Genomic DNA, 14,334 nt, shown 5'->3' with positions numbered 1-14,334 from the left:
TATCCAGATAGCCAAAACTGTTCCCTGTTCCCTTCCCATGACTTGCGTCACGCTACGCTATCACAGACAACTTTTTCAGGAAGCCCTAAGTACATCTGTAATTCTCAAAATTATTTTGATTTAAGATTAGGTTAATCTTTAATTAAAGATAGTATAATTAACTAGATAATTCAAGATATAAATTATTAATTTTTACGGTTCTACCGCTCCCCTTGTGATCAAACATCCTTCTTGGGTATCCATAACCATTGCTGTATATAGGGTTGATATAAATTAATATGCGATTCCTACGGAGTGCTAGTTCCCTCCGGGACCCTCCGCGAACGCTATCGCCTATTTTTGAGATATTAAAACCTAAAATTCCATCAGAGTAAAGGTTTCAGGCATATTTTTTCAAAAAAATCATCAAGGGAGCGGTAGAACCATTTTTACAAAGCAAATTTTATGAAAATCTTGGAAATAAGCACCTAGAGATAACCAACATATCTGTGTTAATAAGTATTCTTCAAAAGTGATACCTTTTACTTGTATGCTAACCATCTTGATTAACCCCTAGATGATACTTTTATCCTAACGTGTAAGTGAAAGACTGATGGTGAATAGCGATTTATCTTGCCTACAAGTAAAAGATATTGGTGAACAAGGTCTTTTAGAAAGATTACAACGCTTCTGTCCAGCAGATGTAATTGGAGATGATGCGGCAGTATTAACCACTAACCCAAATCAATCTTTGATAGTGACAACAGATATGCTCATTGATGGTGTGCATTTTAGTAATGTTACCACTTCCCCAGAAGATGCAGGTTGGCGGGCAGCGGCGGCGAATTTATCAGATTTAGCCGCAATGGGTGCTTTTCCCTTGGGGATCACCGTTGGACTGGGTTTACCTGGGGATGTCAGCGTTAATTGGGTGGAAAGACTATATCAGGGAATGACAGAATGCTTGCAAAAGTATAATGTGCCTATAGTTGGTGGTGACATTGTGCGATCGCCCATCACCACTTTAGCAATTACCGCTTTTGGTCAAGCTACACCCGATTTAATTATTCGTCGTTCCGCTGCACAAGTGGGAGATGCGATCGTTGTCACAGGCATTCACGGAGCCTCCCGTGCAGGCTTAGAATTACTCTTACACCCGGAAATAGGGCAAAACCTCAAAACTGAAGAAAAGGCGGCTTTAATCACAGCCCACCAGCGTCCCAACCCACGTTTAGATGTTATACCCATACTTAGGGAAATCTTAAAATCACAATCTAAAATCCAAAATCCAAAATCTAAAATTGCCGTTGCCGGTATGGATAGCAGTGACGGTTTAGCAGATGCTGTGCTACAAATCTGCCGAGCCAGTCGTGTCGGTGCTGTGCTGGAATATAGCCAAATCACCATTCCCAAAGCTTTTGAAAAATTGCTAACCGCAGAACAAGCGCGAGAATATACCCTTTATGGTGGAGAAGACTTTGAATTAGTGCTGTGTTTACCCCAAGATACAGCAGAGACTTTGGTAAAACAACTCAGCACAGGTGCAGACATTATTGGCACAATCACACCAGGTTTGACAGTTTTATTGCATGATCAAAATCAAAAATTACCTGACCAAATTCTCAGCCTCAACCAAGGATTTGAACATTTTACCAAGTAGGGGCGGGGTTTTCCCGCCCTTTTCCGTCGTCAAGATTTTAGGAGTTAGTTATTACTGTCACCGAAACAGTGCTGAGTAAAACTGACTCTACCCCCAATCACCTAACTATGCCCACTTCGCGGCTACTAATTCCGCCAAATCTAGAACTCGTTGGCTATAGCCCCACTCATTGTCATACCATGCCATGACTTTGATCATGTCATTGCCCATAACCAAAGTTAAGCTGGCATCAACAATAGAAGATTCATCAGTACCTTGATAATCAGATGAAACCAGTTGCAGTTCGGTGTAGCCTAAAATTCCTTTGAGATGACCTTCAGCCGCATCTTTCAGCGCTTGGTTAACTTCTTCAGTAATAGTACGCTTCTCAACCTGAACCACGAAGTCTACCATTGACACGTTGGGAGTGGGTACGCGCAAAGCAACACCATTCAGCTTGCCTTTTAGCTCTGGAATTACCAGCGCTACTGCCTTTGCCGCACCAGTAGAGGTAGGTACAATGTTGATAGCTGCCGCTCTGGCCCGACGTAAATCACGGTGAGAAGCGTCTAGCAACCGCTGGTCACCAGTGTAGCTGTGGGTAGTGGTCATCGAGCCTTTAATGATGCCAAATTTATCATTTAACACCTTGGCAATAGGAGCCAAACAGTTGGTGGTACAGCTGGCGTTACTGATGATGTTGTGTATGTTGTGGTCATAATCATGATGATTCACACCCATCACAAAAGTGCCATCTTCGTTTTTACCAGGGGCTGTAATCAGAACCTTTTTGGCTCCAGCATTTACGTGTCTCATTGCCCCTTCTTTGCTGGTAAAAACACCAGTTGATTCAATAATCAGGTCAATGTCCCACTCTTTCCAGGGCAAGTTATCTGGGTTGCGATCAGATACGCATTTAATCGTCTTACCGTTAACGGTGATGGAGTTATCATCGGCACTAATGTCAGCACCCGTTAACTTCCCTAGCATCGAGTCATACCTTAGCAGGTGAGCATTGGTTCTGGGATCTGATGTGTCATTGATAGCAACAAGATCTATGTTGCTATTTTCTCTACCCACCCAGCAGCGTGCAAAGTTCCGTCCAATGCGCCCAAAACCGTTGATTGCAACTCTAATCACAGTATCTTGCCCTCTGTATTTATGCCTATAAGTTGATATCGTTGACCCCAATCATATCGCAAAGGGGGGGAGTGTTTATAACCATAAAGTGTTAGATCTAAAAAAAAACACACAATTTATTCAGGATTATGCGAGTAAAGGTTGTGAGTGGCGATGTACAATCTCACCGGTTCTGGTACTAAATCAATAATTGAATGGTTTTGGTCACAAAGTTCACGGATTATACTTGACGAAACCTTGACTAAGGGTGTATGCAGTAATTGCCAGTTGATGCTACGAGACTGCTCTCTCACTTGTTGCTCAACTTGCTTGCAGATTAACTCACTTTGAGCTATAGTCTCACCACCTAGTAGTCGGGGTGCGATTAACCAATCGCACATTTGTGCTAATTCATGTCCACGATACCAACGGGGTAAAGTTTGGAAAGCATCCAAACCTATAATCCAATACCAATGAGTATTTGGGTAACAAGCAGATAAATCAATCAGGGTGTTAATAGCATAGGATCTCCCAGAGCGTTCTCTATCAATTAGAGAGATAGTAAACGCTGGGTTATTCTTTGTGGCAAGTTGCAGCATTACTACTCGATGCTCAAACAAAGCCGCTTGTTTATGAGGAGGATGTCTTGATGGCACCCAAATTACCTGTTCTAGGAGTACTTGAGATAAAGCTGTTTCAGCCACAAGCAAGTGTCCCCAATGAATGGGGTCAAATGTGCCACCAAAAATTGCTAGTCGTTGCATCCAGTCCAGGGATTGGGTTAAAGGCAGCAGAAAGGCTGAAAAGCGTTTTTACCGGGACTACTCCATTGAGTAAATGAATTTCTTGCTCTAGGGAGTTGAATAATATTTTCACTGTCAATGTACTATTGTAGTCAATTCATGGTGAGGCTTGATGCACTTTCTTATCGGTTTCACAGACCTTAGCACTTCCGTAACTATTTCCAGTAAAACAATCAAAAATATGTATTTAAGATTACAAGATTTTTTTTCCCGATGTAGCCCCAATTTTCAGAATAGTCATAAGAAGATATTAAAAATAGAAAAAATCTCTTATGAGGGTAATATCTTTCTGAATAAGCAAAAACAAACTAAAAAATTAACCCTTTATTCAGGTAGGAACATCTTACAAGGGCAGTATCAGTAAAAATCAAAATCCTGTTATGATACGCGTGTCATTTGTGATGATTGTGTGGTGTGGTGTAAGAGGAATAAAAAATGAGTAATTCTATAGATTTTAGCGGTAGACCATTTCATTTCATTGGGATTGGTGGGATTGGAATGTCTGCCCTGGCTCATGTTTTGGCAAAACGTCAATTACCAGTATCCGGTTCGGATCTGCGTCCTAACCAAATAACCCGCAAGTTAGAATCTCTCGGCGCTCACATTTTTAGTAGACAAGAAGCCAGCAATCTTGAATTCTTTCTGCCTCAAGTATCGGCTAATGGAGGATCATTAAATTCGCAAGAACAATTGTCTGATGAGAAGACAATACTTCCCCAAGTAATTTGTTCCACAGCTATTAACAACAATAATTTGGAATACAAAGCAGCCTTAGAATTGGGTTGCCCAATTTTACATCGTTCTGATGTCCTAGCTGCCTTGATTGCTGATTACCATAGTATTGCTGTGGCAGGAACTCACGGCAAAACTACAACAAGTAGCATGATTGGTTATATGCTCTTGCAAGCTGGTCTTGATCCTACCATTTTGGTAGGCGGTGAAGTCAACGCTTGGGAAGGAAATGCTCGACTGGGTGCAAGTCAGTATCTGGTAGCTGAGGCAGATGAATCAGATGGTTCTCTGGTCAAACACGCCCCAGAAATTGGGATTATCACTAATATTGAACTTGATCACCCTGACCATTACGACACATTAGAGGAAGTGATTGACACTTTCCAAAAATTTGCCCAAGGTTGCAAAACTTTAATAGGTAGCATTGATTGTGCCACCGTGCGCGATAGCTTGAAGCCAACCATCAGCTATAGCCTAAATCCAGATACCAACGCTGACTACACCGTTACCAACATTGACTATCGCGCTGATGGTACAACAGCACTCGTTTGGGAAAAAGGTAAAGCATTAGGTGTATTAAATGTGCGCCTCTTGAGTCGGCATAACCTCAGCAATGCTCTCGCAGCAGTAGCTGTTGGACGTTTACTCGGTTTAGAATTCGGGGAAATTGCCAAAGGTATCGCCACCTTTGAAGGTGCAAGACGGCGCTTTGAGTTCCGGGGGGAAGCAGCCGGTATTACCTTTATTGATGACTATGCCCATCACCCTAGTGAGATTCGTGCTACTCTAGCCGCAGCACGTCTCCAAGCCAGACCAGGACAGAGAGTAGTAGCCATCTTTCAACCCCATCGTTATAGTCGGACACTGACATTTTTAGAAGAATTTGCCGAATCCTTTACCCATGCTGATTTAGTAGTCCTAACAGACATTTACAGTGCAGGTGAACCCGATTTAGGACAGATTAGCGGTGAACAACTGGCAGCCGAAATTGCCAAGCAGCACCAGCAGGTAATTTATAAACAAACTTTATCCTCAGTGTGCGAGTTCTTGTTGTCAACACTGCGTCCTGGCGACTTGGCATTGTTTCTTGGTGCCGGTAATTTAAATCAGGCGATTCCCGAAGTTATTGCCACACTTCGTGAACTGGCTACAGCCACATCCTAAGTGAAGCCAAATTGCTAGGTTTTGTTTTGTGGGTTCATTCTCTATCTAGCAATGGTTTCTTAGTTAATGTTATTACCGGATCTGAACGGTAAATAAATGTCATAGAAATTACCAATAAAAGCAACGATGACAATCTCCCAGGCAATTGGAAACGTCTGTACTATTTCTGCTTTGACTACCAGGAAACAGGAAACAATTAAGGCGGTCGATAGTAAAGTAATTTACTTACCCGGCACTGATTGTGCTATCAAGCCTCAGGCTTCTTTATCAGCGTTTACTTCCTACAGAGTTGGGGGCGGGGCTGAATGGTACGTTGCCCCTCGCAACTTAGAAGCGCTACAAGCTAGTATTAAGTATGCTCAAGAACTGTCTTTACCAGTAACTATATTGGGAGCAGGTTCTAACTTGTTAGTCAGTGATCAAGGGATACCCGGTTTAGTTATTGCTACTCGTCATTTCCGCTCTAAGCACTTCGACCCACAAACAGGTCAATTAACCGTCGCAGCCGGAGAATCTATTCCCAGCTTGGCATGGGAAGCAGCAGATTTAGGATGGGAAGGCTTAGAATGGGCTGTTGGTATCCCCGGAACCGTTGGGGGTGCTGTTGTTATGAATGCAGGAGCGCATAATAGCTGTATTGCAGATATGTTAGTTAGCGCCGAAGTACTCTCACCCGATGGCACATTAGAAACTCTCACTCCATCTGAATTAGGCTATAAATACCGAACTTCTTTATTGCAAGGCGGCAAACGTATAGTCACGCAAGCTACCTTTCAACTCCAACCTGGTGCAGATCCAGCCAAAGTTATAGCCACAACCAAACAACACAAACAGCATCGGCTTAGTACCCAACCTTACAATTTTCCTAGTTGTGGTAGTGTGTTCCGCAATCCTAAACCTTACACAGCTGGGTGGTTGATTGAACAAGCTGGTTTAAAAGGCTATCAAATCGGTGGAGCGCAAGTAGCACTACTTCATGCCAATTTTATCGTTAATCGTGGTGGGGCTAAAGCCAGCGATATCTTCTGTCTCATTAGTCATATTCAACATCAGGTACAAGAACGTTGGTCAATTTGGTTAGAGCCAGAAGTTAAAATGATCGGCGAGTTTCAACCTGTTTGCTGATAGCTGAAAGGTGACAGTGGGATGGGGTGATGGGGCGATGGGGAGGTTAATAACCCAATTACCAATTACCCATTACCCATTACCAATTACCCACCACATCTATAATTGAATTTGATTTGTTATTCCCAGCATAAGTGGAAAATTAATTATGACAGCAGGAAAAGGACAGGGCTTTGGTTTTGGCTTAGGAAAAATGAAAGAACTGGCTGACGCTTTCAAAAAAGCCCAGCAAGTTCAAGAAGGTGCAAAACGTCTCCAAGAAGAATTGGAGCAAATGGAGATTCAAGGAGAATCTGGTGGTGGACTGGTTAAGGTAATTGTCAGTGGGAACCAAGAACCCAAGCGGGTGGAAATTTCCCCAGATGCTTTGGGAGAAGGTGCGGAAGTACTTTCTGATCTTCTGACAGCAGCCATGAAAGATGCCTACAACAAGTCCACTACCACCATGCGGGAACGTATGGAAGAATTAACCAGTGGACTGGAACTGCCTGGATTTTAGTCATTAGTTATTAGTCATTAGTTCAGTGGTCAGTTGTCACTAGCAACAACAACTGACATCTGACACGCAAAGCGAAATTTATGCCTTACAAGTTACTATTTGTCTGCCTGGGGAATATTTGTCGCTCACCCTCGGCAGAAAATATTATGAATCATCTGATTGAGCAGACTGATTTGAGCGCTAGTATTCACTGTGATTCTGCTGGTACTTCTAGCTATCACATTGGTAGTCCACCTGACCGACGCATGGGTGTGGCAGCCTCTACAAAGTTGGGAATTAAACTAGGTGGTCAAGCTCGCCAATTTGAAAAGTCTGACTTTCAAGAGTTTGATTTGATTTTGGCGATGGATAAAGACAATTTTGAAAATATCCTCGCTGTTGACCGTTCTGGGCAATATCACCATAAAGTTCGCTTAATGTGTGATTTTTGCTCTAGACATACACTCAAAGAAGTTCCCGACCCCTATTATGGCGGCTCTGAGGGATTTAATCAGGTTATTGACCTACTGCTTGATGCTTGTGAAGGTCTGCTGGACTATGTTAAAAGTCAACAAGTTTAGGGAATAGGAGTCAGGAGTCAGGAGTCAGGAGTCAGGAGTCAGGAGTCAGGAGGCAGAAGAAAGATGAATATTAACCCTCATTTTCTCCTGCTACCCTGTAATTTATTCGACAAGACCATGCTTCATCGCAAAACGTACAAGTTCGGCTCGGTTGCTGGTTGAAGTTTTTCTCAATAAACTGCTGACGTATTTTTCTACCGTTCGCGCACTCAGGTGTAGCTGATGACCCATTTCGGCATTAGATAAACCATGAGTCAGTAGTTCTAGGACTTCTTGTTCTCTGGTAGTCAGTGATGAGAGTAGTTGGGATGAATGGATTTGAGTAGACAGAGAATTATGTCCGTTTACTGTTTTTGTAGAGTTCTCTAAATTGTCTTGATGAGAAGAACGGTACTCTGTTTGGATGATTTGCGATCGCTCTAACAAATTACGAATAGCTGCGGCTAATTCTTCTAGTTCAAAAGGCTTAGGCAAATATAAATCGCACCCTGATTGGTAGCCCAGAATTCTTTCTTGGGTTTTTGTTCGTGCTGTTAACAAAATTACAGGTAGTAACCTAAATTCTGTTTGTTGACGCACCCGACGCACCAGTTCATAGCCGTTCATCCTGGGCATGACAATATCTGTGACAATCAGATCAGGATGGTATTGGTCAACCATAGCCAAAGCCTCTTGACCGTCATCAGCCATGATCACCGAATAGCCAGACAGTTCAAGATAATCACTAATAGACAGACGAGTGCCCAGGTCGTCATCCACTACAAGGATCTTCAAGGGCATGGACAGTACACCCCTACCATTTTTGTTACTCAGCAATTTGCTTTTATGAACACTATCAATAGACACTGGCAATATATAGTGTTCTTATGTTTCATAATATGACAGAATTACCTACTAATGACTGCCTGAAGAGTTATTTATAAAGAAAATCTTAAATTGTTTAGAAGTTTTTAGGAAACTTGATGCAAATTAGACTCTCTGTGCTGACTAGTATTGCTTTCTCGGAATTAAAAATTAAAACTTAAAAAAGCCGCTTAAACCAGCTTTTCTGTAATTTTTAGTGCTTGGTTGACTTACGCCGTTGTGTACTCAGTACTGAGAGTTTTGTAATTCGTAACAATTAACTGAGCAGATGCAGCAATTCCTCCCCCATCAAGAAATTATTATGATTATAATATATAAACAAGCCTTTATAGTGCTATGATAGAGGATCACGTTAAATGTAAGCTTGATTAGCCTCAAGCTTACATTTAACTGAAAAATGCATCTTTAGTTTATTTACAGTTAAAATTACTACCTCCATAGATTGATAGAACAGTCTCAAGAAATTTTTAGGCATATTTAACACAAACAAGATTTTCAATGAGTGACAAAAACGAAGGTTATAAAGTTATCACCGACAATCGTCAAGCCCGTTATTTGTATGAAATTCTGGAAACCTACGAAGCTGGAATTCAGCTAACAGGAACAGAGGTCAAGTCAATTCGTGCGGGTAAAGTTAATCTACAAGATGGTTATGCTTTGATTCGTAACGGTGAAGCATGGCTAATAAATGCACATATTTCACCTTACACCTCTAGTGGACAATATTTTAATCATGAACCGCGCCGCACACGTAAGCTGCTGCTACATCGCCAAGAACTTCGGAAGCTAATTGGTAAGGTAGAACAGCAGGGTTTGACCCTAGTCCCGTTGAAAATGTATCTTAAACGCGGTTGGGTAAAAGTGAGTATCGCCTTGGGTAAAGGGAAGAAACTTCACGACAAGCGCGAAGACCTCAAACGTCGTCAAGATCAGCGCGATATTCAACGGGCAATGAAAAGTTATTGAGCAGCTATATTCCTGCCGCCTTAATCATTAGTCTTTAAGCGGACATAATATCAGAAACTTCCGTGTCGGTTTTTCAATTTAGTGGGCTGAGGGTTGTGGGTGAGGTGGATTTGCTGGTTGAGCTAAAGGTGTCCAGTAGCTGGCAATTAAGGCGACCATGAACCACCAGAGAGTATTAACGGCTGGACGATACCAGACAGTATCTACTGTGCCGTGAGCGAGCATACCCAAAATAGTAGCGATCGCTCCCATTACCCAAAATCCCTCTATATTTCTGGATTGTCGCAACCGTTGCATTTGCATAAATGCGGCATTAATGGTGACAATTATCAACCAGAGAAAACAAGCTAAACCCATAAAGCCAGTTTCTACAGCAATCTCCAGAAAAATCGAATATGCACTTAAAGCCGTAAATCGGGGTTGTTGGTAGAGGGGATAGACCTGATTAAAAGAATGGTGTCCCGGTCCAATACCAATAATTGGGCGATCGCGGATCATCTTAAAAACAGCATCCCAGACATTACGACGAAAATTATTACTACTATCTTGGCGGTCTGCAAATATACTGAGAACCCGCTGTTGTACAGGTTCGACAAAAATCACAGCCAGCACCAATACCCCAATTAAACCGCCGACAATAATTGGCAGTGACCAAGTTCGCCAAAAGGTCGGCATTTCCACACTCCACCAATAAACTAGCAATGCCATCACAGTCAACAGTGCCACCAATAAACCAATCCAGCCGCCACGACTATAAGTGAGAACCAAGCAGGAAATATTAACAACAAACATCGTTACAGCTAAAGCTTTTCTAATCCAGCCCTGCCAAGCAAAAATAGCCACCAAGCTGAAAATCACGGCGGGTATCAGGTATCCTGCTAGTAAATTGGGATTGCCCAAATAACTGTAAACCCTTGTAGTCTTGGATAGAGGAGACTCAGGATCAACCCAAGTTGCCAAGGCTTTAGCGCCAAAAAACCATTGTCGGATGCCATATACGCCGACAATCAGCGATATATGTAAGTAAAGACTAATCAGCCAAGATCGGAATCGGGAAAACCTCAGCACCCTAGCGCATAAGGTAAAAAGTAACAAATAGAGTGTTAATGTTGCCAAGTCATTCAATGCTGCCTTTTTCACTGGGGATAAGGCTGTAGCGATCGCGGCTATTCCCCAATAGAGTAATACCAACAGATGAATCGGAGTAACAGATGCTGGATTTCCAGAATTTTTTTCATCTGATAAAGTTAGCAGCCCCCAGAATCCTATACAAGCCACCAATAATACCAGCATTAAACTACTGGACACAAAAGGTGCAAAACCATAGATGAGGCTGAGAAGAGCCGCCGCTATTGTATCTCCCCACTGCATCAAAATACTAGTTTGCCGCCACGGACGCAAGATACCGACCAGAAACCGATGCAGGTAGCTGGTAGTCAAATATTCTTTCAGAGGTACAGAGGATAAAGTAAATCTTTGCCAGACTAAATTCATAGAAATGTTATGACCAATTAGCAGCTACAGCAATCCTAGCGGAGGTTGTGAACATTGTGTAGTTTGGCTTCTTACCCAGTAATTAACTAAGCACGCTCACATATAGCAGGAGTCAGGAGTCAGGAGTCAGGAGTCAGGAGTAAAACCCTCTTGTAGTGATAGTTTCATTATCAATTGATGTCCTAACCACCCTGTCCACGGCTATATAAGTCACCCAACATCCACTATAAACAGTCAGGATTAACAATTGATTTTATCTTTGACACTCCCCGCTCTAGTTGGTCATCAAACGTCATTCATTAAGTGCGAGGAAGTTGCCGATTGCCGTGGCAAAGTAATCACATAACGATATCCTGATTCTGGGGAACCTTGAATCGAAATTTGTCCTCCGTGCAGTTCTGCCAGTTGACAGCTAAGTAACAGACCTAGTTTCTCACGAGATAGATTACCAGCTAAAGAGGCTAAATTCTGATCAGAAGCGCCAACCAAAATTCTTAAGTGATCATTAATCAATTTTTGTGACTGTTCCCATATTCGGGGATAAGTCTCCTGATTTTCTAAATGAATATCATACTTTCCTGCCTCGCGTACCATTTCCAACATTGGCAAGGAATCGACGTGCAAGTAAGGATCAATCTCGCTGATGCCATCTCCCAACCAAGGATGGGAAACCCAAACAGTAATACAGAGTGTATCTTCTTTATAAGCAACGTGAATACGAACAATACTACTTGTTGCAGAAAGTTGAATCACACTAAACATCAAGTGATACAGCATTTGCCGCACTTTATCTTTATCCAAAGGCCAAATGCGATTGCGTCCTGGTTCTATAGATAAGCGAATATCTTGCTCACGGCGACCAGCTACTTCTGCTAGGGTATTGATAGCTTGTTGACACAGCATTTCCACATCTACAGGGACTAAGTTCAACTCATTTGAACTATCATCCATGATTCCTAGCTCAGTAATTTCATTGACTAAGGAAAGTAAGTAACGCCCACTGTTTTGGATAATCTCCAGATATTCCCGCTGCTTAATCGTTAAAGGCCCATAAATTTCCCGGCCCAGAACACCAGCCATCCCCAGTACAGATGTTAAAGGTGTACGTAACTCTTGAGTTAGCTGGCCTAAAAGTTCGAGTTTGAGTTGCTTAGTAGAACTAGAGCCTTGTTCTAAAATGGGTGGGGCAATTTTCAGATCTATTGTCTGGTCTTCTAGGAATGAAAAGCTAGGAATTCTGAGGGCAGGACTTTGTTCTGATTTTCCTTGCAGTAATCGGTTGCGTTCAAATTCACTCATGCTCCAACGAGCAATAATTTGCAAAAACTCAATATCGCGCTCTGAAAAATTGCGGGGTTTGCGATCCATAACTGCCAATGCACCTAAACAATACCCAGAAGCATCAATTAATGGCGCTCCTAAGTAGGAGCGGATGCCATAATTCTGCACTAACTTGCTAGAGGTTATTTCTGTATCATTAATATTTTCAGTATCATTAATTACTAATACTCGTAATGTCTCTACCACTTGGGTGCAAAAGGAATCTCGGCGTAATAATTGACGGCTTTGTGCCAGATCATTCATTAGTCCTAATCTTGATAAGCCTACCGATGATTTGAACCAGTGGATTTCTTGATCTATAAATCCCAAAATGGAAATTTCTGCTTCCAGAAAGTGGGCAGCGGTTTGAGTAGCTTCTTCAAATACTGGAATCGTTTGGGGTTGCTTCAACCCTAATTCTGACAATAGTTTGAGGCGTTGTTGTTCTTTGGTTGGTAAAGAATTCCAACCATCATTAGGGACAAATAATTTATTTTCATGCTCTACCATTGCCGCTGCTACCTTGATACTTCCTAGATACTGTAAGTTTTATAACCACTGTGATGAGGTTACTATTTCCTATTTCTCAGCATTCCCAAATTTCACCTGCAATTAACAACGTTGGCAAAAATTTATTATTTATATAAAGTCCGGCTAATTGCTTATCAAAAAACTCCCCGTGTCTCCGTGTCCCCGCGTCTGTGCGCGGTTCCCTAATGATAAGTATTCAACCGGACATAATATGAGTTATGGGAGGTGGTGAACAAGTATCTAGGACTGATTAATTACTGGTAGTAAAATTTTTACTGAGTTTCAGGATTTTCACTTTTTGAGCTAGGATATTGCTACTTAATTTTTAATACTACGTGGTAATAAATCAAATGACGATTAAAGTTCCTTTTGTAGACCTAAACTCACAACATCAGCCAATTCAAACTCAATTACAACAGGCAATTCAGGATGTATTAGCAAAGGGAGATTTTATTTTAGGTCAAGCTTTATCGGATTTCGAGACAGCCTTTGCTGCCGCATCTAGTACAGAATATGGAATTGGTGTGGCATCTGGAACCGATGCGATCGCTCTTGGTCTGCAAGCTTGTCACATCGGTGCTGGTGATGAGGTGATTTTACCAGCCAATACCTTTGTAGCAACATTGATTGGTGTAGTCGGTGCTGGAGCTAAACCAATTTTAGTAGATTGTGACTCGAAAACAGCCTTAATTGACTTGGAGGCAGCCGCTCAAGCCATTACACCTCAAACCAAAGCTATTATTCCCGTACATCTATATGGGCAGATGGTATCACCAAGCCAATTATTAAACTTTGCTAATACTCACAAAGTCTTAGTTTTTGAGGATGCAGCCCAAGCACACCTGGCTGAACGGGAAGGATATAAGGCAGGATCAGTAGGTATCGCCGCCGCCTTTAGTTTCTATCCCAGCAAGAATTTAGGGGCATTTGGGGATGGAGGGATGGTAGTAACCAAAGATGCAGACGTAGCGGCAAAAATGCGCCGCTTGCGAAATTACGGCTCATCTCAAAAGTATGTACATATTGAATCAGGTACTAATAGCCGCTTAGATACCTTGCAAGCCGCAGTGTTAAACCAAAAATTCCCCTATTTATCTCAGTGGAATAGCGATCGCCTGACCATCGCCCAGCTGTATGATAGAGAACTAGCACCCTTAGCGTCTGCTGGTATTATTCCTATGGAAAACCAAAGCGGCACAGGACACATATATCATCTTTATGTGATCAAAATTGATGATTCTTGCCCCCTAGAACGTCAACAATTACAAGCACAACTGACCGCAGCAGGAATTCAAACTGGCATTCATTACCCAATTCCCTGCCATCTTCAGCCCGCATTTAGTTATTTGGGTTATCAACAAGGAGACTTTCCCCAATCAGAAAAGCTATCTCAACAAATACTATCTTTACCAATGTATCCAGGTTTGAAAAATAGTCAAATCAGAGAAGTTATAGATGCTATTAATTCAAGCTTGAAATTAAAACAAAACTGAGTTGAATTTATTTTATTTACTCACCAATATCCAGTATTCATGGCAA

Annotated in this window: 12 protein-coding genes; 7 read left to right on the top strand and 5 right to left on the bottom strand. The window is 42.0% G+C overall.

What is annotated here, in order from left to right; translation table 11 throughout:
* Positions 1–595: 595 nt before the first annotated feature.
* The gene (gene thiL, locus H6G68_RS18795; RefSeq protein ID WP_190908035.1) at positions 596–1,639 is read left to right on the top strand and encodes a thiamine-phosphate kinase; all 1,044 of its coding nucleotides are present in this window, start codon (positions 596–598) and stop codon (positions 1,637–1,639) included.
* A 105-nt stretch (positions 1,640–1,744) separates the two neighbouring features.
* Here the strand turns inward: thiL and H6G68_RS18790 are convergent, their stop codons facing one another.
* Both H6G68_RS18790 and nadD read right to left on the bottom strand, forming a co-directional pair.
* Positions 1,745–2,758, bottom strand: a complete 1,014-nt coding sequence (locus tag H6G68_RS18790) for a type I glyceraldehyde-3-phosphate dehydrogenase (protein WP_190908005.1) — start codon at positions 2,756–2,758, stop codon at positions 1,745–1,747.
* Positions 2,759–2,874: 116 nt separating this feature from the next.
* A complete protein-coding gene (gene nadD / locus H6G68_RS18785) occupies positions 2,875–3,501 on the bottom strand; it encodes a nicotinate (nicotinamide) nucleotide adenylyltransferase (protein WP_190908004.1) in 627 nt (208 codons plus the stop codon).
* A gap of 474 nt (positions 3,502–3,975) precedes the next feature.
* On the opposite strand from nadD, the gene murC reads away from it, so the two are divergent.
* From murC to H6G68_RS18765, 4 genes are all read left to right on the top strand, one after another.
* Positions 3,976–5,436: a UDP-N-acetylmuramate--L-alanine ligase gene (murC, locus tag H6G68_RS18780; RefSeq protein WP_190908003.1), complete on the top strand. Its 1,461-nt coding sequence runs from the start codon at positions 3,976–3,978 to the stop codon at positions 5,434–5,436.
* 126 nt (positions 5,437–5,562) lie between these two features.
* Entirely contained in the window at positions 5,563–6,561 is a 999-nt protein-coding gene (murB, locus tag H6G68_RS18775) for a UDP-N-acetylmuramate dehydrogenase (RefSeq protein WP_190908002.1), read from the top strand.
* A gap of 148 nt (positions 6,562–6,709) precedes the next feature.
* Positions 6,710–7,060, top strand: coding sequence for a YbaB/EbfC family nucleoid-associated protein (locus tag H6G68_RS18770; RefSeq protein WP_016951738.1), 351 nt, complete (start codon positions 6,710–6,712; stop codon positions 7,058–7,060).
* 80 nt (positions 7,061–7,140) lie between these two features.
* Positions 7,141–7,620 carry a low molecular weight protein-tyrosine-phosphatase gene (locus tag H6G68_RS18765; protein ID WP_190908001.1) on the top strand — a complete coding sequence of 160 codons (480 nt, stop codon included), beginning with the start codon at positions 7,141–7,143 and terminating at the stop codon, positions 7,618–7,620.
* Between the two features lie 102 nt (positions 7,621–7,722).
* Here H6G68_RS18765 and H6G68_RS18760 read toward each other — a convergent pair whose 3' ends face one another.
* Positions 7,723–8,400 carry a response regulator transcription factor gene (locus H6G68_RS18760; RefSeq protein WP_127056288.1) on the bottom strand — a complete coding sequence of 226 codons (678 nt, stop codon included), beginning with the start codon at positions 8,398–8,400 and terminating at the stop codon, positions 7,723–7,725.
* Positions 8,401–8,982: 582 nt separating this feature from the next.
* Here H6G68_RS18760 and smpB point away from each other — a divergent pair.
* Positions 8,983–9,450: an SsrA-binding protein SmpB gene (smpB, locus tag H6G68_RS18755; protein WP_016951742.1), complete on the top strand. Its 468-nt coding sequence runs from the start codon at positions 8,983–8,985 to the stop codon at positions 9,448–9,450.
* A 78-nt stretch (positions 9,451–9,528) separates the two neighbouring features.
* On the opposite strand, the gene H6G68_RS18750 is transcribed toward smpB, so the two are convergent.
* Complete coding sequence (locus H6G68_RS18750; protein WP_190908000.1) at positions 9,529–10,944, bottom strand: IctB family putative bicarbonate transporter; 1,416 nt, start codon at positions 10,942–10,944, stop codon at positions 9,529–9,531.
* A 285-nt stretch (positions 10,945–11,229) separates the two neighbouring features.
* Complete coding sequence (locus H6G68_RS18745; RefSeq protein WP_190907999.1) at positions 11,230–12,774, bottom strand: GAF domain-containing sensor histidine kinase; 1,545 nt, start codon at positions 12,772–12,774, stop codon at positions 11,230–11,232.
* A gap of 371 nt (positions 12,775–13,145) precedes the next feature.
* On the opposite strand from H6G68_RS18745, the gene H6G68_RS18740 reads away from it, so the two are divergent.
* Positions 13,146–14,288, top strand: a complete 1,143-nt coding sequence (locus H6G68_RS18740) for a DegT/DnrJ/EryC1/StrS family aminotransferase (RefSeq protein WP_190907998.1) — start codon at positions 13,146–13,148, stop codon at positions 14,286–14,288.
* The last annotated feature ends 46 nt before the right edge of the window (positions 14,289–14,334 follow it).

Source organism: Anabaena catenula FACHB-362 (assembly GCF_014698735.1).
Lineage (GTDB): Bacteria > Cyanobacteriota > Cyanobacteriia > Cyanobacteriales > Nostocaceae > Anabaena > Anabaena variabilis_A.
This window is presented reverse-complemented; position numbering and strand designations above follow the sequence as displayed.